This is a genomic window from Sorangium sp. So ce185 (genome assembly GCF_051526825.1).
GTDB classification, from domain to species: domain Bacteria; phylum Myxococcota_A; class Polyangia; order Polyangiales; family Polyangiaceae; genus Sorangium; species Sorangium cellulosum_D.
The window spans coordinates 4174473-4194201 of sequence record NZ_CP150316.1 but is presented as its reverse complement, the minus strand read 5'-3'; the positions used below and the strand labels follow the sequence as shown (position 1 = coordinate 4194201).

General features: G+C 71.8%; 11 protein-coding genes. 3 read left to right on the top strand and 8 right to left on the bottom strand.

The window, feature by feature from the left end; translation table 11 throughout:
• Positions 1-16: 16 nt before the first annotated feature.
• Positions 17-5011, bottom strand: coding sequence for an AAA family ATPase (locus WMF26_RS15580; protein ID WP_438000957.1), 4995 nt, complete (start codon positions 5009-5011; stop codon positions 17-19).
• A 278-nt stretch (positions 5012-5289) separates the two neighbouring features.
• Complete coding sequence (locus tag WMF26_RS15575; RefSeq protein WP_438000956.1) at positions 5290-5832, bottom strand: SPW repeat domain-containing protein; 543 nt, start codon at positions 5830-5832, stop codon at positions 5290-5292.
• A 164-nt stretch (positions 5833-5996) separates the two neighbouring features.
• Here WMF26_RS15575 and WMF26_RS15570 point away from each other — a divergent pair, with 164 nt between their 5' ends.
• The 3 genes from WMF26_RS15570 to WMF26_RS15560 all read left to right on the top strand — a co-directional run bounded on the left by WMF26_RS15570 (position 5997) and on the right by WMF26_RS15560 (position 10721).
• Positions 5997-7640 carry a ribonuclease J gene (locus tag WMF26_RS15570; RefSeq protein ID WP_438000955.1) on the top strand — a complete coding sequence of 548 codons (1644 nt, stop codon included), beginning with the start codon at positions 5997-5999 and terminating at the stop codon, positions 7638-7640.
• Positions 7641-7986: 346 nt separating this feature from the next.
• Positions 7987-9336: an RNA polymerase sigma factor RpoD/SigA gene (locus WMF26_RS15565; RefSeq protein ID WP_438000954.1), complete on the top strand. Its 1350-nt coding sequence runs from the start codon at positions 7987-7989 to the stop codon at positions 9334-9336.
• A 368-nt stretch (positions 9337-9704) separates the two neighbouring features.
• The gene (locus tag WMF26_RS15560) at positions 9705-10721 is read left to right on the top strand and encodes a sugar-binding protein (RefSeq protein WP_438000953.1); all 1017 of its coding nucleotides are present in this window, start codon (positions 9705-9707) and stop codon (positions 10719-10721) included.
• Positions 10722-10769: 48 nt separating this feature from the next.
• Here the strand turns inward: WMF26_RS15560 and WMF26_RS15555 are convergent, their stop codons facing one another.
• From WMF26_RS15555 to WMF26_RS15530, 6 genes are all read right to left on the bottom strand, one after another.
• Complete coding sequence (locus WMF26_RS15555; protein ID WP_438000952.1) at positions 10770-13241, bottom strand: substrate-binding domain-containing protein; 2472 nt, start codon at positions 13239-13241, stop codon at positions 10770-10772.
• 267 nt (positions 13242-13508) lie between these two features.
• Positions 13509-14504, bottom strand: coding sequence for an aldo/keto reductase (locus tag WMF26_RS15550; protein WP_438000951.1), 996 nt, complete (start codon positions 14502-14504; stop codon positions 13509-13511).
• A gap of 251 nt (positions 14505-14755) precedes the next feature.
• The gene (locus WMF26_RS15545; protein WP_437946917.1) at positions 14756-15514 is read right to left on the bottom strand and encodes an SDR family NAD(P)-dependent oxidoreductase; all 759 of its coding nucleotides are present in this window, start codon (positions 15512-15514) and stop codon (positions 14756-14758) included.
• Between the two features lie 259 nt (positions 15515-15773).
• Positions 15774-16538 carry a hypothetical protein gene (locus WMF26_RS15540; protein ID WP_438000950.1) on the bottom strand — a complete coding sequence of 255 codons (765 nt, stop codon included), beginning with the start codon at positions 16536-16538 and terminating at the stop codon, positions 15774-15776.
• A gap of 25 nt (positions 16539-16563) precedes the next feature.
• Positions 16564-17415, bottom strand: a complete 852-nt coding sequence (locus WMF26_RS15535) for an SDR family NAD(P)-dependent oxidoreductase (RefSeq protein ID WP_438000949.1) — start codon at positions 17413-17415, stop codon at positions 16564-16566.
• Between the two features lie 94 nt (positions 17416-17509).
• A complete protein-coding gene (locus WMF26_RS15530; protein ID WP_438000948.1) occupies positions 17510-19720 on the bottom strand; it encodes a glycoside hydrolase family 3 N-terminal domain-containing protein in 2211 nt (736 codons plus the stop codon).
• Positions 19721-19729: the final 9 nt, after the last annotated feature.

Genomic DNA, 19729 nt, shown 5'->3' with positions numbered 1-19729 from the left:
CAGCGGCGCCGCGTTATCACGCCTGCCGCGACGCCCCCGGCCGACGCCCGGGCGAGCCGGACAGCCCGTTCGGGCCCAGCGCATACGCGATGCTGCTCTGCAGCGTCCCCATCGTCACGATCGACCCCAGGAAGACGTTCTGCTCGATGAGCGCGCGCGCCACCTCGGGCCGCACCCCCGACAGCACCGTCTTCGCCCCGAGGAGCTGCAGCGCCTTGGCCGTCTTGATCAGCGCGTCCGCCACCGTGGCGTCGACCTGCGCCACGCCGGTGATGTCCAGGATCACCACCTTGGCCTGCCTCGAGTGGAACCCGGTCAGCGCCGTCTCGAGCACCTGCTGCGCGCGCTCCCCGTCCATCGCCCCGACGATCGGCATGACCAGCACGTCGTCCGTGATGGGGATGATCGGCGTCTGCCGGCGCATCATCTCCTGCTGCAAGAGCGCCCGCTCCGCCTCGGACGCGGCGCGCAGCTCGAGCTCCCGCTGCAGCTGCTCGTTCGAGCGCTGCAGCGCCTCGGTGCCCGCGCGGATGCTCGCGATGAGCAGCGCGTTCTCCAGCGCGATGGCCGCCTGCGAGGCGAGGAGCCCGCAGACCTCGACCCTGCCGGGCGTGAACGCCCGCTGCACCACGTTGTTCTCCAGGTACAGGAGCCCCGCCGAGCGCCCCTGGTGCGTCATCGAGAGGCACAGGATCGAGCGCGGCCTCCGCTCCGCGACGTACGGATCCGCCGCGAAGCGACTGTCGTGGCGCGCGTCGTTCACCACGACCGGCTCACGCGTCCTCGCGACGAGCTGGACGACGCTCGCCGCGACCTCCCTGCCGTCGAGCGCCGGGATCGACAGCCCCGTCTCCACCACGTCGGGATCGACGCGCATCGACGCCACGATCGCGAGCTTCCCGTCGCGCTCCAGGATCAGCGCGCCCCGCTGCGCCCCCGCGTTCGCCACCACGCTCCGCATCAGCCGGTCGAGCAGCCGATCGAGCACGTTCTCGCCCGCGACCGCCTGCATGGCCTTCACGACCGTCGCGACGTCGAACGACTCGGTGCTCCCCCGGCGCGTCACCGTCGTGCCGACGACCCGGGCCGGCTGCGCCTCGCCGAGGGACGAGAGGTCGAGCAGCTGCTCGTGCTCCTTCGCGAGGTGCTCCGCCTTCGCGATCGCCCCCCACCGGAGGTACGCCCGGTACGCGTCGGCCATGTGCCACCGCGCGATCCGCTCCCGGCCCCGCTGCAGGTAGAACCGCGCGCACAGCTCGTGCGCGAGCGCCTCCTGGTGCGTGAACTGGCCCTGCCGCGCGCCCTGGATCGCCTGATCGTAGAGCTCCGCCGCCTCCGCGTCGTCGCCGAGGACGCGCGCCACCTCCGCCCCGATCAGCCGCTCCTTGTGCGCGTAGTTCTCCGGCGCGTGCCGCGCCCAGCCCGCGATCTTCGCCCGGTGCTCCGCGACGGCCGCGAGGTGCCGCTCCCGCTCCTCCGCCGTCGCCGTCGCGCAGAGCGCGAGCAGCGCGAGGCTCACGTAGAAGGGGATGTCGTTCGCGAGGAACAGGCCCATCGCGCTCCCGCTGTGCTTCTCGGCGCGCGCCGCCATCAGGAGCGCGCCCTCGGCGTCGCCGTACAGCACCGCGAGCACGAGCATGTTCACGAAGTACCAGCACCGCGGCAGCTCCTGCGCGGGCGCGAGCCCCGCGAGGAACGCGCCCTCGTCGAACGCGCCGTCGCTCAGGCTCCTCCGCCCGTTCGTCCTGCCCTCCAGGCAGGCGATCATCTGCTGCGCGACGACGAGCACCGGCGTGCCGAGCGGATCCTGCGTCCGCTGCAGGAAGCGCAAATACCCGGTCAGATCCTCGCGGAGCGCGCCGAGCTCGTGGCCCGAGCAGAGCAGGATCGTCACGATGTTCAGGCAGGCGTACGCCCCGAAGCTGAAGTCGCCCGAGCTCAGCCCGGCCTCGTACGCCCTGGCGAGGCACGCGACCGAGGCGCGGACCGGCTCGAAGAGGTGGGACGGCGCGCCGCACACGACGTACGCCTTGCACTGGAGCTCCACCCCCGCGGGCCGCTCGCAGAGCGCCAGCGAGACGCCCTGGAACTGCCGCGCCTCCTCCGGCCGCCCCATCCCCCCCGCGAGCAGCAGGCAGTAGAGGCCGTACGCGCACGCCGCCGCGGGCGAGTTGCCGTACCTCAGCGAGAGGTTGACCTGGGTCGCCGCGATGAGCGCGAGCAGCGCCGGGCTCAGCGTGTACGCCCCCGGGATCATCGCCGCCAGGAGCCGCAGCGCGGCCAGCTGCTCCTCGTCGCCGACCCACGGCGCGTCCGCGAGCTCCTCGACGCGGCGGCCGGCCAGGTGGACCGGCACCTCCGCGAGCGCGGCCCCGAACGCCGCCTGGATCGCCTCGAGCGGCTCCGGCAGCTCGATCCCGAAGAGCGCCACGCCCTCGCGGCCGACCCGCAGCACGTCCTCGAACTCCCCGCGCATCGTGTGCACGAGGATCCGGAGGTTATAGACTTCCGCGCGCTCGAGGCGCGAGCGCGCGTGCCCGAGGAGCTCGCGGATCGAGGCCTCCGCGTGCTTCTCGTTGCCGCTCAGCCACTCGGACTCCGCCCGCTCCCGGTGCAGCGCGAAAGAGAGCGCGTAGTCCTCCTCCCACCCCCGCGGCCCGAGCAGCGACAGCCCCGTCCTGAAGTGCTCGGACGCCGCCGCGTGCGCCATGGACGCCTTGGCGCGCTTGCCCACGGTGAGGTTGAGCCGCGCGAGCTCGAGCTGCTCCGCCCGGTCGTCGATCAGCGCCGCGCCGAGGTTGCAGTGGCTCACGACCTTGAACAGATCCTCGTCGCGCGACTCCCCGCTCAGCTGCGCCCGCATGAGGCGGCCGATCCGGAGGTGCACCTCCTGCTTGCGCGCGTCCTCGATCAGGCTGTAGGCCGCCTGCTGCCCCCGGTCGTGCAGGAACCGGTACCGCACCGAGAGCGGCAGCTCCGCCGGCGCGCCGCCCGGCGCGTGCAGCAGCCGGTAATCGGAGTCGAGCGGCAGCACGAGCCCCTCGCGCAGCGCCTCCCAGAGATCGGCCGCGACGTCCGCCGGCGGCAGCTCGCGCACGGTCGCCAGCGTCTTCAGATCGAACTGGTGACCGATGCACGCGGCGAGCTGGAGCACGAGCTGCGTCTCCGGCGAGAGGCGCTGCATCTTGTCGATGAGCAGATCGTGCACGTTCACGGCGCCCCAGCGCTGCCGGATCGGCTCGAGGTCCCACGTCCACCGCCCGGCGCCCGGGTCGAAGGACACGAGCCCCGCCGCATAGAGCTCCTTGAGCAGCTGGCTCAGGAAGAACGGATTGCCCTTGCTCGTCGCATACAGCACCTCCGCGAGCGCCTGCACCTGCTCCGGGCGCGCGCCCAGCGCGTCCGCGACGAGCTTTTGCACGTCCGCGAGCGAGAGCGGCGGGAGCAGGAGCTCGCGCCGCGGGACGCCCGCCGCCTTGAGCTCGCCGAGCCAGGTCATGAGCGGCTGTCCCGCGATCGCCTCCTGGTCGCGGTAGGCGCCGATGATCAGCAGGTAGGCCCCGCCCGGATCGGTCAGGACGACGTGCAAGAGCTTGAGCGAGGCCGAGTCGGCCCACTGGAGGTCGTCGAGGAAGAGCACGACCGGGTGCTCCGCCGACGTGATGACGCGCAAGAAGTCCTGGAACACCAGGTTGAAGCGGTTCTGCGCCTCGTTGGGCCCGAGCTCGGCCACCGCGGGCTGTGGCCCGATGACGAGCTCGAGCTCCGGGACGAGCTCCACGAGGATCTGCGCGTTCTTCCCCGCGGCCGCGAGGAGCTTGTCCTTCCATTGCTCGAGCGACTCGGCCGGCTCGGTCAGGAGCTGCCGGACGCGCTGGCGCAGCGCGCCCGCCACGGGCGCGTGCGGCATGTTCCGGCTCAGCTGATCGAACTTCCCCTCGATGAAGTGCCCGCGCCGCTGCGCGACCTCCTTCTGGAGCTCGTTCACGAGCGCCGATTTCCCGATCCCGGCGCCGCCCGCGATGAGCAGCAGCTCGCACCGGCCCCCGCGCGCCCGCTCGAAGGCCGCGAGCAGCTCCGCCATCTGCGCGTCGCGCCCGTAGAGCTTCTGCGGCAGCCTGAGCTCGCTCGAGACATCGCGCGACCCGAGCTCGAACGGCTCGATACGGCCGGTCGCCTCGAGCGCCGAGAGGCACGCGTCGAGATCGGCCTTGAGCCCGGTCCCGCTCTGGTACCGCTCCTCGGCGACCTTGGACATCAGCTTTTGCACGATGTCGGACACGGCCTTCGGGATCTCCGGCGAGCGCTCGCACAGCGGCGTCGCGACCCGCGCGATGTGGCTGTGCATGAGGTCGACCGGATCGGCCGCCTGAAAGGGGAGCACCCCGGCGAAGAGCTCGTACAGCGTCACTCCCAGCGAGTAGAGGTCAGTCCGGTAATCGATGACGCGGTTCATTCGGCCGGTCTGCTCCGGCGACATGTAGGCCAGCGTCCCCTCGAGCAGATCCGGGCGCTCCGCGGCCAGCGTCTCCTCCGAGAGCCGCGTCGAGCTGCCGAGGTCCGTCAGCTTGACCTGCCACGTCTCCGGGTTGACCAGGATGTTCTGCGGCTTGACGTCCTTGTGGATGACGTGCTTTCCGTGCACCGCCGCCAGCGTGCCGGCCAGCGACGAGGCGATACGCAGCTTGGCCTTGAGGTCGAGCGGCGCCGAGCGGGCGAGCTTGTCGAGCGGCGCCCCCGGGAAGTACTCCATCACGAGCGCCGCCCCGCCCGGGATGCTCTCCAGCCGATGGGCGCGAACGACGCTATCGATGTTGAGGTGACGCGAGATCTCGAGCTCGTGCCGGAGCTGCGCGACATGCCGCTGGCCGGGGTGCTCACCCTTCAGCACCTTGATCGTCACCGGAGTACCATCGGCGTCGCGCTTCGCGCGGTAGATGACGGTATCCGCGGTGTCGTACATCTGCTCAACCAGTGTGAAGGGCAGATCTTCGATCCTGGTCTTGCGCATAGTTTGTCGATGGTTGCATGGGCCGAACGCCCGTGGCAAGCGCTTAAGCTCGCTGCGGCAGGGCGGGCGATGTGCGTTGTGGTGCGGTGATCGCGAGTCCGATCGGCGCGATACCGCAGTTCGCGGAGCGTGGGTGAGCCGGAGAACGGGGGTCTCGGCGCGGGGCGAGTGCGCACCTCGGGAGGCTCGTCGCCGGCCGGGCGCGCATCGCCTAGCCGCGCGCATCGCCTAGCCGCGCGCATCGCCTAGCCGCGCGCATCGCCTAGCCGCGCGCGCGGCTAGGCGATGCGCGCCCGGCGGCCGACGCCCCTCACCGCGCGGTAGTCGGTGAGCAGCGATCCGAGGATGGTGGCCGCGCCCGTCGCGGCGTGGATGAGCGCGGCGAGCGGCGAGCGCTTCGCGTAGCCGAGCACGAACGGCGCCGCGATCGCCGACGCGCCCCACGCGTGGTCGATGGCCTCGTGCACCTCGATGGGAATCAGCTTCGCCAGGCTCAGGCGATAGTCGGTGAGCAGGGATACGGACACGACCGATGCGCCGAGGATCACGCCGGCGATCCTCGCCGACGGCTTGCGCGCCGACAGGCCGGCGAGGGCGACGATGATGCCATTCGAGTAATCGATGACGGAGTGGACGTCCTGGGGGACGACGCGCGCGAGGGGCAGGACGCCGAGGAGCGGCCTCGAGGGGATCGTCGCCCTCCGCTGCGTCTCCCGCGCGAAGAGGCCCGGTCGTTCGAGCTCTGCGGTGGGCCGGTCGTCCGGCGGCAGGCGGGTCGCCGGCAGGTCGTCCGCGCCCAGAGAAACGTTGGATTGTGCCATGGATACCTCCCGTGACGCGGGAGAGGCAATCCGCAGACCGGAGCACAAGCGCACACACCTATTCAGCGAGCGAGCCGGCTCAGCGGGCGAGCCGGCTCATCGGGCGAGCCGGCTCAGCGGACGAGCCGGCTCTCCGGGGATGGGCGATGCTAGGCTGCGCGCCCATGGGAGTCCGGATCATTCCTCTCGGCGGCCTCGGCGAGGTCGGGATGAATGCGATGCTGATCGAGGAGGATGGCCGCCGCGTGCTCGTCGACTGCGGCGTCATGTTCCCCAACGACCAGGTGCTCGGCGTCGAGGTGGCGATCCCCGACCTCAGCTACGTGCGCGAGGCGGGCGGGGTCGACGCGGTGATCGTGACGCACGGCCACGAGGATCACATCGGCGGGCTGCCGTCGCTGCTGCGCGAGTTCCCGGTCCCCGTGTACGGGACGCGCTTCACCCTCCGGCTCGTGCGCGAGCGCCTCGCCGAGCACGGCATCGACGTGCCGCTCCGCGAGGTCGAGCCCCAGCAGCACTTCACGGCGGGCCCGTTCCGCGCCGAGCCCCTGCGCGTGACCCACTCCATCCCCGACGCGGTCGGCTTCGCGATCGAGACGGGCGAGGGCATCCTCATCCACACCGGCGATTACAAGATCGATCTCACCCCCGTGGGCGGCGAGCGGCTCGATCTCGGCCGCTTCGCCGAGTACGGCCGCGCCGGCGTGGCGGCCCTCCTGTCCGACTCCACCAACTCCGAGCGCGACGGCTGGTCGGTGAGCGAGACGGCGGTGGCCGAGGGGTTCCTCCGGCCGTTTCGCGAGGCGAAGGGCCGCATCCTCGTCGCGCTGTTCGCCTCCAACGTCCACCGGGTCCAGAGCGTCCTCGACCTCGCCGCCCAGCTCGGCCGCAAGGTCGTGCTCGCCGGGCGCAGCCTCGCGACCAACACGCGGATCGCCGAGGAGATCGGCATCCTCACCATCCCCCCCGGCGTGCTCGTCGACGACGCCACGGCGGCCACGCTCCCGCGCGAGCGCCTCGTCGTGCTCGCCTCGGGCGCGCAGGGCGAGCCGAACAGCGCGCTCGCGCGCATGGCCGTCGGCGATCACCACCGGCTGCGGGTCGACCCGGGCGACACGGTGATCTTCTCGTCCCGCGCCATCCCCGGCAACGAGATCGCCGTCAGCCAGCTCGCCAACCGCCTGGCGAGGCGCGGCGCCGTGGTGCTCGATCGCGGCCTCGATCCGATCCACGCGAGCGGCCACGCCCAGGCGGAGGAGCAGAAGGTGCTCCTCGACGCGGTCCGGCCGGAGCACTTCGTCCCGATCCACGGCGAGTACCGGATGCTGCTCGCCCACGCGCGCACGGCGCTCCGGATGGGCGTGCCGGCGTCGGGGGTCTTCGTGGTCGAGGACGGCGAGTCGCTGGTCATCGAGGACGGCCGGATGCGGCTCGGGGACGCGGTGAAGAGCGGGCGCGTGTGGCTCGACGCGCGCGGCGGGCTCGACGTCTCCGAGCTGGTGCTGCGCGAGCGCGAGCAGATCTCGGATCAGGGCCTCGTGATGGTGCTGGTCGTGGCCGACCGCAAGACGGGCGAGGTCCTGCGCGGCCCCGAGCTCCTGGGGCGCGGGGTGGCGCACTTCGAGGAGGGCGGCCCGCTGTTCGCGGCCGCGCTCGAGAGCGCGCGCGACGCGCTCGCGGCGCTGTCGCCGGCGGCGCGCACGCTGGCGCCGGCGCTGGAGGACGCGCTCAGCCGCGGCGTGCGGCGGGTGTTCCGGCGCGAAGCCTCGCGCCGCCCCGCCGTGCTCCCCCTGGCCGTGCTCCTGTGAGGGGCCGCGGGCGCGCGGGCGGCGTCGTGCGCCGCACGCGGCGCGGGCGGCGTCGTGAGCCGCGCGCGGCGCGGGCGGCGTCCGGCGGCGGACCGGGGGCCTCAGGCGCCGCGCCGCGCGCTGACGCGCCCATTTCCCGCCTCCTCACGCTGGGCCCTTTCCTGAGCGCAACGAGTGATTACGGTGCAGGGACCGGCGGAGCCCCTTTGCTCTGCCGTGGCACGGCCGGCGTCGGCTCGTGGTTCCTCCTGGGGATTGCCTCCAGGGCTTCGCGCTCCGGTGCGCAGCCGGGTGGACCACCGCGGCACGGCCCCATGGTGGAGCGATCGAGATGAAGGAGAAGCCCATGAGCTCGCTCCTGGCGGGCGAGACCGGAACGACAAAGAGGGAAGAGAGGGACGCTCGCGACGAGGTGCAGCTCGACGCCGGGCTCGGCGCGGCCTTGCCATCTCCGTGGGACGCGCCTCCGGGCGAGCGAGCTGCGCCGCCGGGCGAGGACGTGACCGAGATCTACCTGCAGGAGATCTCGCGCAACGCGCCGCTCAGCCGGGATCTCGAGGTGGAGCTCGGCCGGCGGATCGAGTCGGCGGAGCGCGCGGGGATCGAGGCCTGGGTGGCGTCGCCGGTCGCGCTGCGCGAGCTCGCGGCGCTCGCGGACGACCTCCGGGCGGGGCGGGTCACCGTGAGCGAGCTGCTGCTGAACGCGGACGCGGACGAGGAGGTGCGCGACGCGGCGTCGGCGCGGCTCGCGCGGCTGCTCGGGCTCGCGCAGCCGGTGGCCGACGCCGGCGAGGGCGCGTCGGGCCGAGCCCGGGGCGAGCTCTCGGCCGGGCTCACCGACGCGCGCCTGGGCCCCGCGGTGGAGGAGCGGATCGAGCGCGCGCTGCGCGAGGCCGCGGCCGCGGCCGGCGGGCCCGAGCGAGCGGCGATCGAGGGGACGCTCTCGGCGATGCGCGACGCCCGCCGCGCGGCGGCCGAAGCGCGGGCCGAGATCGTCCGCGCGAACCTGCGCCTGGTGGCGTCGGCCGCCCGGCAGCTGAAGCACCGCGGCGTGCCGCTGCTCGATCTGATCCAGGAGGGCAACCTCGGGCTGATGCGCGCGGCGGAGAAGTTCGACTACCGGCGCGGGTACCGGTTCAGCACGTACGCCACCTGGTGGATCAAGCAGGCGCTCTCGCGCGCGCTGCTCTACCAGGCCCAGGTCATCAAGGTGCCGGTCCACTTCGCCGAGACCCGGCGCCGGGCGCTGCAAGCGCGCAAGGAGCTCGAGCAGGAGCACGCGCGCGAGGCGGCGCCGGAGGAGGTGGCCGAGCGCAGCGGGCTGCCGATGGAGAAGATCCAGACGCTGCGGGAGATGGCGCTGCCGCTCGTGTACCTGGACGCTCCGGCCGGGGACGACGACGGCGCGCGCGCGGGCGACTTCTTCGCGAGCGAGGGAGCGGCGCCGGACGAGCTCCTGGTCCACCGGCGGCTGCACACGCAGGTGCGCTCGCTCCTCCAGTCGCTGACCCCGCGCGAGCGCGAGGTGCTGCGGCTCCGGTTCGGCCTCGACGGCGAGCAGACGCACACGCTCGCCGAGATCGGCGGCATGTTCTCGGTGAGCCGGGAGCGGGTGCGGCAGATCGAGGAGAACGCCCTGAGCAAGCTGCGGACGCTGTCGCGCCGGCGGGCGCTCGACACCCCGCTCGGGGGTTAGGCCGGCCGCGCACCACGGTCCGATTCACCGCCTCTCCGCGCTCCCGATCTGGCCCTCGGTGCGCCTCGCGCGCACCACGTCGCCGCCTCGCGGACACATCCTCGGCAGCAACCCCACAATCAGGAGGTCCGCACGGCATCTCCGACGTACCTCGCCTCACTTGTTCTCCAGATCTGGTGGGCTCGCCCCCCCAGCCATCCGGAACAGGTGGACCGGCGCGTCGCCTCGAGGATCGGACTGGGGCGTTTCCACGAGGCGCGACATCGGCGAGGTGAGTCGCTAGCATCGATCCGGGGGATCACCGATCTCGCGGATCAGCGACGTCGTCTCGACGCACGCTTGGCGCGGACGAACCGAGGAGAACCGCCGTGAATCATCAGAAGGATTTCTGGAGGCTCGCGTGTGCAGCGTTCGCCATGCTGTCGATGGCGTCGATCGCAGGCTGCGATCAGGGGGGTGGGAACGAGGTCAGCAGCAAGGACAACGGCAAAGGGGCCACGACCGACGTCGTCAAGCTCGCGTTCGTGACGAACGGGTCCAGCGACTTCTGGAAGATCGCGTTCGCCGGCGTCCACAAATACGAGCGAGAGGCCAAGATCCAAGTTGACATCAAGGTGCCGCAGATCAGCACGCCCACGGAGCAGAACCAGATCCTCGAGAGCCTCGCCAGCCAGGGCTACGACGCCATCGGCGTGAGCGTCCTGGCGCCGGACGATCAGGTGACCGTGCTCAACAAGGTCGCGGAGAAGGTCAAGCTGATCACGTTCGACTCCGACGCCCCGAAGTCGAACCGGCTGCTCTACATCGGCACGAACAACTACGAGGCCGGCAAGGTGCTCGGCAACGAGATCGTGAAGCTCTTGCCGAACGGCGGGAAGATGGCCGCCTTCGTCGGCATGTTCGCGGTCGACAACGCGGCTCAGCGCCTCAAGGGCATCCAGGACGTGGTCGCTCAGCACGACATCCAGCTCGTCGACAAGCGCGAGGACAACACCGATCTCGCCAAGGCGCGCGCGAACGTGGAGGACATCATCAACGCCCACCCGGACCTCAACGTCGCTATCGGCCTCTGGTCGTACAATGGGCCGGCCATCGCCGCCGCCGTCGACGCGCTCGGGAAGAAGGGCAAGGTCCTCCCGGCCGTGTTCGATGAGGAGGACGCGACGCTCGCCGGCATCGAGAACGGCACCGTCGCCTGCACCGTCGTGCAGAAGCCGTTCCAGTTCGGTTACCTGGGGAGCAAGTGGCTCCACGACCTCGCGACCAAGGGCGACGCGGCCATCGCCGCCATCCCCCCGAGCAAGGTGATCGACACCGGCGTCGACGTGATCAACAAGGAGAACGTCGCTCAGTTCAAGGCCACGCTCGCCGAGATGAAGAAGTAGCCCGTCCCCCCGGCGGCTCGGGCGAGGGCCGCTCCTAGCCGCCCCGGTTCAGCTCGGCTCAGAAGGGCTGGACGCGGGCGAGCGGCGATAGACGATCTGGCCGCCGGTCTTCGACAGCGCGTAAGCGAACCCGAGCTCCAGGGTCGAGCGGGTGATCAGGCTCCCGAGCTCCACGCCCTGCTCCACCATCAGCCGCGCCGCCGCCGGCGTGACGCCGACGAGCACGACCTCGGCGCCGAGCAGCCGCGCCGCCCGCGCCGCCCGCAGGAGGTGCTCCACCGACGCGGCGTCGACGACCGCCATCCCCGTGACGTCGACCAGCACCACGCGCGCGTGGTGCTCGGTGATGTCCTGCAGCATCGACTCGATGAAGCGGCCGGATCGCTGCGCGTCCATCGTCCCGACGATCGGCATCACGAGGATGTTCCGCGCGATGGGCACGACCGGGCTCGAGAGCTCGCGGATCGTGTCGAGCAGCGACTCCTGGTGCCGGTTCGCGCGCTCGAGCTCGTGGGTCCGCTCGGTGATCCGGTGGACGAGCCGCGCGTTCTCGATCGCCACGGCCATCGTGTCGACGACGCGCTCGATCATCGTGAGGTCGTCGAGCGAGCACGCCGCCCGGCGCTCGCTCTCCAGGACCAGGGCGCCGAAGGCAGACCCGCCGGCGAGCAGCGGGACGGCGACCAGGGTGCGCGCTCCCTTCTCGCGCGCCTCGACGACATCGGGCGCGTCGTGGAGCTCGCTGGAGTGCGTATCGACGACGAGCGGCCGGGCCGCGCGCAGCACCCGCCCGACCATCGACCTCGCGTCGAGGGGGGCCCGCTCCTCGCGGTACCCCTCGTTCCCCGCGTCCACCGTGACGAGGAGGAGCTCCTTCGCGCGGCTCTCGTAGGGGATCTGCTCCCTTCGCTTCGCCGCCTTGCGGTTCGCGTCCAGGGCCAGGTAGTCGGAGAGGGGGAGCGACCAGGGCGTGCGCTCGATGGTCACGACGTCGATGCCGGTGTCGATGAAGCGCAGCGCCGACCCTGCCCCGGAGCCGGCGCGCGTGGGCAGCCCGGCCAGGGCCGCCTCGACGCCCTTCGATGCCATGTCGTGGAGCACCTGCACCGCGCGGTAGCCCATCTCGTGCTCGCGCTGGACGAGGACCGCGTGGATGGTCCCTTCCCGGAGCATCGCGAGCGTGTCCGTGAGGAGATCGAAGGCGACGATCTTGAGCTCCCCCGCCCGCCCCAGCGCCCTCGCGGCCGCGCCCCACGACAGGCCGTTCTCGGCGCAGACGCCGAGGGCGCCGGCGATTCCTCCGCTCTGCACGGCCTCCCGGGCGATCCGCATCCCGAGCTCGATGTCGAACCGGTCCTCGGCCGGCGGCTGCAGGTCGAAGGGCGTGCCGGAGGCCGCCGCCCGGAACGCGTCGATGCGCTCGCGGCTGTTGATGGCGCTGAGCCAGAACGTCAGCGCGCCGATCTTGCCTCCGCCCGGGAGCAGCCGGGCCATCATCTCCGCGGCGAGCCGCCCCGCCGCCACGTTGTCGGTGCCGATGTAGGCTCGAGCGCAGCTGCCCTCGGCGGGAGGCGTGTCGATCGTGACCACCGGAACCCCTGCCTCCGCCGCCCGACGGATCGCCGGCTCGAGGACCTCCGGGGTGATCGGCGCCACGGCGATACCGTGCACGCCCCGGTCGATGGCGTCCTCGAGGATCCCGCGCTGCTCGACGGCGCTGTGGGCGGGGGCGTTGCGGACGTCCACGTGGATGCCGACGCTGCGCCCCGCGGTGAGGGCGCCATCGCGGACGTTGTTCCAGAACGACAGCGGCGACCGGTGCGGGACGTGGTAGATGCGGAGCTCGCGGGCCGCGGCGTCGCCGCGCGCGCCCCCGGAGGGGGCGTCGCTCAGCAGGACGAGGTGCACCGAGCGCCATTGCGGCGTGAGCTGCACGCTCTTGATGCCTTTCGAGATCATCTCGACGAGCTCATGCGTGCTGGTCCGCGTGGCCACCGCGTTCAGCACCGCCTCGAGCACGCGCACCTCCTGGGCCGACCGCGCCTTGTCGTTGTAGAGCTCTCGCCGCTCCAGCGCCGCGCCGGCGCTCGCGGCCAGCGCGAGGAGCCGCGCCCAGCGCTCGCCGGAAGGCGCCTGCCCGTCCGGCTGCTCGACGGCGAGCACGCCGATCGTCTGCTCCTGCACGCGCACCGGGGTGAGGACCACGACCGCGCCCGCCGGGACGAGGTGCAGCGCCGACGCCCCCGGCAGGTGCTCGCGGTACCAGTCGGCGGCCGCCACGACCCGAGCGCCGTCCGCGGAGTCATGCCTCGAGAGCGCCGCGATCACGGTGGCCGGCCCCGCGCCGCCGACGACCTCCTGCGCGCTCGCCAGCACGCCAGCGAGGCCCACAGAGGCCTTGTAGACCAGCTGCTCCCCGTCCCGGACCAGGAGGCTCCCGCGCTGCGCGGAGGGCACGGTGCCCACGGCGTCGATCACGATACGATGCAGCGTTGCATGAAGATCGAGACCGGTGACCATGCGCCTTGCGTCCCTGCACCCCACCCCGACGACGGCGCGGCTTCACGCCAGTGGGCGTGATTGGACGGCATCTTGTCAAGGGTGACCGAACCGCCTCCGGGCGCCGTTCGCCTCCTCCGCGCGGCGTCCTCCGCGCAGGGCCGAGGGAAACTTTGGGTTAGGCGGACAGGGACCCAGAAAGGCGAGCGCCGATGCAAAGGACGATCGGCGCGCTTGGCGGGATGGCCTCGAACGTGAGCCGCGGCTGGATATCGCGCGAGGCGCGGCTCAGCGCGGCGAGTCGCCGCGGCGGTACTCCGCGGTCACCTCGTCGAGCCGGGCCTTCAGCTGCGGATCGAGCGTGAGCTCGGCCGCGGCGAGCGTGGCGTCCAGCTGGTCGGGCCGGCTGGCGCCGATGATGGCCGAGGTGATCGCCGGGTTGGCGAGCACCCACGCGACGGCGACGGTCGTGAGCGACTGGCCGGCTTCGGCGACGATGCCCTGCAGCTTCTCCACGGTCGCGAACGCGCGCTCGTTCCAGTAGCGCTGCTGGTAGTTGCTCGCCGCCGTGCCCAGCGTGAAGCGCGTGCCCGGCGTGGGCTCGCCGCGGCGGTGCTTGCCCGTGAGGAGCCCGCCGGCGAGCGGGTTGTACGGGATCACGCCGAGGCCCTCCTCCTGCGCGAGCGGGAGCAGCTCGCGCTCGATCTCGCGGAACAGGAGCGCATAGCGCGGCTGCACGGACACGAACCGCGTGAGCCCGCGCACGTCGGCGCGGCCGAGCGCGCGCGCCAGGCGATAGGCCAGGTAATTGGATACGCCGATGTACCGCGCCTTACCGGAGCGCACCACGGTGTCGAGCGCCTCCAGCGTCTCGTCGATCGGCGTGTCGCGATCGTCGGAGTGGAGCTGATAGAGATCCACGTAATCGGTGCCGAGGCGGCGCAGCGAGGCGTCGATGGCGTCCAGGATGTGCTTGCGCGAGGCGCCCTGATCCCAGTCGTTCGGGCCGACGCGGCCGACGCACTTTGTGGCGAGGATGAAGCGGTCGCGCTTGCCCTTGAGCCAGCGGCCGACGATCTCCTCGGTGCGCCCCGCGGTCGGCAGGCCGCCGCCCAGCGGATACACATCGGCGGTGTCGAGGAAGTTGACGCCGGCGGACGCGGCCTTGTCGAGGATGGCGCGGGAGGTCTCCTCGTCCGTCTGGAAGCCGAACGTCATCGTGCCCAGGCACAGGCGAGAAACGGTGAGGCCGGTACGGCCGAGGCGGGTGGTCGGGATGCTCATGGTCTTCCGTGGGTTCTTCGGGGGCTGGCCCGTACAGTTTCAGACAGGGCGGCTCGGAGCGTCAATCGGGTACGCCGAGCGGGGTGAAGCGGTGTGAAAACGAGAGAGATCGACCGCAGAGGCACAGAGAGCACAGAGGGAGAGACGGAGAGGGAGAGACGGATCCCCGTGCTCTCCGTGGCCCTGTGGTCGATCCGTCGGTGGCCCGCGCCGCTCGGCGCGCGAGCCGAGGGCCGGCCGAGCCGGGCAGATCAGTAATAGATCGGCCCGACGCTGCCGCCGCCGGCGACCACGGCGTCGCCGTTGATCGCGACGCTCCTCGGCGAGGCGAGGAACGTGACGACCCACGCGACCTCGCGCGCGTCGACGATGCGGCCGATGCTCACCGAGGCGGCGAGGTCCTTCTCCGGCTCGGGCCGGACGCGCTCGGTGCGCGTCGCGCCGGGGTGCACGACCGTGACGTTGATCCCCTTCGGGCCCAGCTCGTCCGCGAGGTTCTTCGTGATCGCCGCCACGCCGACGTTGCGCAGGGTGGCGACGGGGCGGCCGGTCTTGCGCACGGCCAGCCCGCCGATGTTGATGATGCGACCCCAGCCGTTCGCGATGAGGTGCGGCGCGACGGCGCGCGCGGTCCGCAGGTAGCCGACGACCTTGATGTTGATGTCCTCGATCACCTGCGCATCGACGATCTGATCGAGGCGCGTGGCGGGCGAGATCCCGCCCGGCAAGGCGGCGTTGTTGACCAGGATGTCCACGCCGCCCAGCGCGGCGACGGCGCGCTCGACGAGCGCGTTGACCGAGGTCTCGTTGCCGGTATCGACCACCAGCGGGACGACGCGGCGGCCGGTCTCCGCCGAGAGCTCGGCGGCGGTCGCCTCCAGCTTGTCCTTGCCGCGCGCGGCGATCACGACGTCGGCGCCCTCGCGCGCGAGCTCGCGCGCGATGGCCTTGCCGATGCCGCGGCTGCCGCCGGTGACGATGGCCCGTTTGCCGGTGAGTTCGAGATCCACGATCAGCTCCCTTTCCTTCGCAGACACGACGCCTGCGGCCTCGTACGTGGCGGGAGCCGCGCAGGGCACGTCTCGTACCATGCTCGTCTCGCCATGTTCGATCCGGGGAGCGAGCGCGCGGCTCGCCCGGTCCTGGTTCCGGCGCGCCCTCCGGGCGGCGCCCGCGGCGAAGGCGGGCCCGGCGCCCGCCTGCTTCGCGAGCAGCAGGCTGCTTCCGCTGTGTTGCCGGCGGAGCAGCCCGCGCGCCGCGCGGCTCGGATCAGCGAGGGGCGGCCTTCCGGAAGAGCCTCCTCGCGACGGCGCGGGTCATGGCGAGGAGGTTGTCGCTGGTGAAGCGGAACCAGAAGCCGGCGTAGCAGCCGTTCGTGCGGAAGCCCGGGTTGACCGCGGCGTAGCGCCTCGCGGCCGGGCGGTCGAAGTAGCGCGGCGGATAGCGGCTCAGCGTCTCTTCGGTCATGAAGATGTTGACCAGGAAGAGCCCGGTCTCGTCGTCGACGTGGTAGTTGCTCTCCCCTGCGAGCCGGAGGAACGCCTCGCGCACGGCCTCGTCCTCCGCGGTGCTCCGGCGCTTCGGATCGAAGATCTCGTAACGCGCGAGCGCCTCGGTGATGGAGACGAAGCCGAAGAGGCTGGCGATCGAGAGCCGGTAAAGACGCGTCCGCGGCGCGCGGCGCTTCGTCTCCAGCAGGAACAGGAGGCCGGAGGCGAGGTGCAGCCCGCGGGTCCGGAAGTCGGGCGCGATCCGCAGCTTCCCACCGACGATGGCCCGGCTGCGAGGCAAGGCGATGGGCGCGGTCTTCCAGAACTGGAATCCGACGATCGCGCCCGTGTCGGCGCGGCGGAAGACATGGACGACGTCGTTGGTCCTGGCGTGGACGCAGAAGTGCTCGAAGCGCTCGGCCATGAGCGCGTTCGAGAGGGCGTGCAGCTCGCGCAGGCGCTGGTCGTCGAAGTCCCGCCGCTCGATGGTCTCGACGCGGACCGCGGGGCGCAGCGGGGAGAGCTGGAGGAGGAGGTTCAGCATGATGGCGCCGGCCCGCGGAGGTCGTCTACGCCCCGTACATGGCGAACAGCGTCCGCCCGGCCTCGTCCGCGGCGGCGTTCACGGGGCCGACCAGCGCCGCGTCCATGCCGAACGTCGTGCGCAGCGGCCTCTGGCCGTGCGGCATCTCGAGGAGCTTCAGCAGCACGCTCGCGAGCTCCGCCGGGTCGGGCCCCGTCAACGTCTTGACCGCCTCGAGCGTGGCGCGTATCACGCCGTCGAGCTCGCCGTACTCGGCGGCGCGCGCCTCGTCGTCGTGCGCCCAGACGTTGTGGAAGATCTTCGTCTGGACCAGCCCCGGCTCCAGGATCACGACGTCGATCCCGAACGACGCGAGGTCGGTCTTGTAGCCCTCGGCCATCATCTCCATCGCGGCCTTGGCCGCGCAGTAGTGCGCCGACCTCGGCATGAGGATGCGCCCTCCCATGCTGGACGTGAAAGCGAGCACCCCCGCCTTGCGCCGGCGCATGTGCGGCAGCACGGCGCGACAGACGCGCTGCGCCCCGAAGACGTGCGTCTCGAAGAACCGTCGCAGCTGATCGACGCTGCTGCACTCGGTCAGGCCGATCAGGCTGTTGCCCGCGTTGTTCAGGACCACATCGATCTGCCCCGCCTTCTCCACCACCGTCGCGACCGCCGCGGCGACGGACGCGTCGTCCGTCACGTCGAGCGCGACCGCCTCGATGGGGACGCCGGCGGCCGAGAGGCCGGCCACCTCGTCGCGCGCCGCCCGGTTCTTGCCCTCGGGATCGCGCATCCCCGCGAAGGCCGCATAGCCGTTTCGCGCGAGCGCCTCCGCCACGCTCCGGCCGATCCCCGTGCTCGCGCCCGTCACCAGCGCCACCCGCTTCGCCGTCATCGCCCCTCGCCTCCTCGAGCGCCGGGGCCCTACCCGGCGCTGCCCGCGCGAGCGATGCTAACACGCGGACTTCTGGATCGAGGTCGGCGCGCGGCTATGCGACGGCGAAGCCGGCGCTCAGCAGGTCTTGCGGCCGGGACGAGGCTCCGATGTGGACGCGGAACTCCCCCGGCTCCACCACGCGGCGCCCCTCCGCGTCGATGATCGACAGCGCCGAGGCGGGGAGCTCGAACCGCACCGTGCGCGCCTCGCCCGCGGCCAGGCTCAGGCGGCGGAACGCCTTGAGCTCCTTCACCGCCCACGTGGACGACGTCACCAGATCCTCGATGTACAGCTGGGCGATCTCGACCCCCTCGCGCTCCCCAGCGTTGGTGATCGTCACCTCGAACGAGGCCACGCCGTCTCGCCCCACGCTGGGCGTCAGGACCTTCAGGTCGGCATAGGCGAAGCGCGTGTAGCTCAGGCCGAAGCCGAAGGCGAACGCCGGCTCCTGCGTGAGGTCGGCGTAACGGCTCCCGTGCTGGCCGCGGGCCTGGTTGTAGAACACCGGCTGCTGGCCCACGTGGTAGGGAAACGAGATCGTCAGCTTGCCCGAGGGGTTGATCCGCCCGAAGAGCGCCTCGGCCACGGCCCGCCCGCCCATCATCCCCGGATTGAACGCCTCGACGATGGCCGACGCGCCGAGCACCGAGCGCGGCAGGACGAGCGGCTTGCTGTTGACGAGGACCGCGACCGTGGGGACGCCCGTCCTGGCGATCGCGTCCGCCAGCGCCTTTTGCCCGCCCATGAGCTCCAGGGTCGCCGTGCTCTTCGTCTCGCCGATGAACTCGATCCGATCCCCGAGGACCAGGACCGCCACGTCGGCGCCCCGGGCGAGCTCCACCGCCGCGGCGATGCCCGACTCGTCCTCGCTGACCACCGAACAGCCTGCCGCGTGCACCACCTCGCACCCCGGCGGCGCGAGCTCCCGGAGCCCGTCCACGATCGTGACGATGCTCGAGCGGGGGTGCTCGGGGCCGTTGCCGCCGCTCATCTGGCCCGATCCGAGCGACCAGTCGCCCAGCTGGGCGATCGGGTCGTCCGCGTTGGGGCCGATCACGGCGATCCGCCGGAGGGCCCTCGGCCCCGCGCCCGCCCCGGCGGCGGCGCTCGCGCCGTCCGCGAGCGGCAACAGGCCGTCGTTCTTCAGCAAGACCAGCGAGGCCCGCGCCGCCTCCAGGTTGAGCGCCCGGTGGGCCTCGCACCCGATGACCTCCTTGATCCGCCGCTCGCTGCTGTACCCGGGGTCCTCGAAGAGCCCGAGGGAGAACTTGAGCGCGAGGACGCGCCGCACCACCGCGTCGATCTCCGCTTCGGCCAGGAGCTCGCGGCGCACCGCCTCCTGCGCCCCCTCGTAGAACTGCGGGGTCGCCATCATCAGGTCGTTGCCGCTCCGGATCGCCACCGTGGCCGCCTCGGCCATGTCCTTGCAGACCTTCTGATCGAGCACGAGGTTGGCCACGTTGTTCCAGTCGGTCACGACGATCCCCTCGAAGCCCCACTCCTCCTTGAGGACCTCGGTCAGCAGCCAGCGGTTGGCGGTCGCCGGTATCCCGTCCATGGACTGATATCCGGTCATGAACGCCATGCAGCCGCTCTGCGCGGCCCTCTCGAAGGGCGGCAAGAAATACGAGCGCAGGTAGCGCCGCGAGATGTTCGCCTCCGAGGCGTCACGGCCGCCCAGCGTCTCCGAGTAGCCCGCGTAGTGCTTGGCCGTGGCCAGCACCGCGTCCGGATCGTCGAGGCCCTTGCCCTGATAGCCCTTGACCATCGCGCACGCGAGCTCCCCGATGAGGTAGGGATCCTCGCCGAACGTCTCCCCCACCCTGCCCCAGCGGAGATCGCGCGTGAGGCACAGGACCGGAGAGAACGTCCACTTGAGCCCCGTGGCCCGCATCTCGGCGGCGGTGACCCGGGCGACCTTCTCCAGGAGCCCCGTGTCCCAGCTGCACGCCATGCCGAGCTGCGTCGGGAAGATCGTGGCGCCCGCCCAGAAGGAATGACCATGAATCCCGTCGTCGGCCATCAGCACCGGAATGCCGAGCCGGGTGCCCAGCGCGCGCTTGATCGCCGCGTCCGCGTCCTTCCCGTTGCAGTGCAGGAGGCTGCCGACCTTCATCCGCCCGATCGCGTCCTCCAGGTCCCCCTGCGCGTCCAGCTGCATGAGCTGGCCGACCTTCTCATCCAGGGTCATCCGGCTCAGGAGATCTTCCACCCGCTTGCCCACGGGCTGCTTGGCGTCTTTGTAAAGGGGAGCGTCGTTCATGAGTCCTCC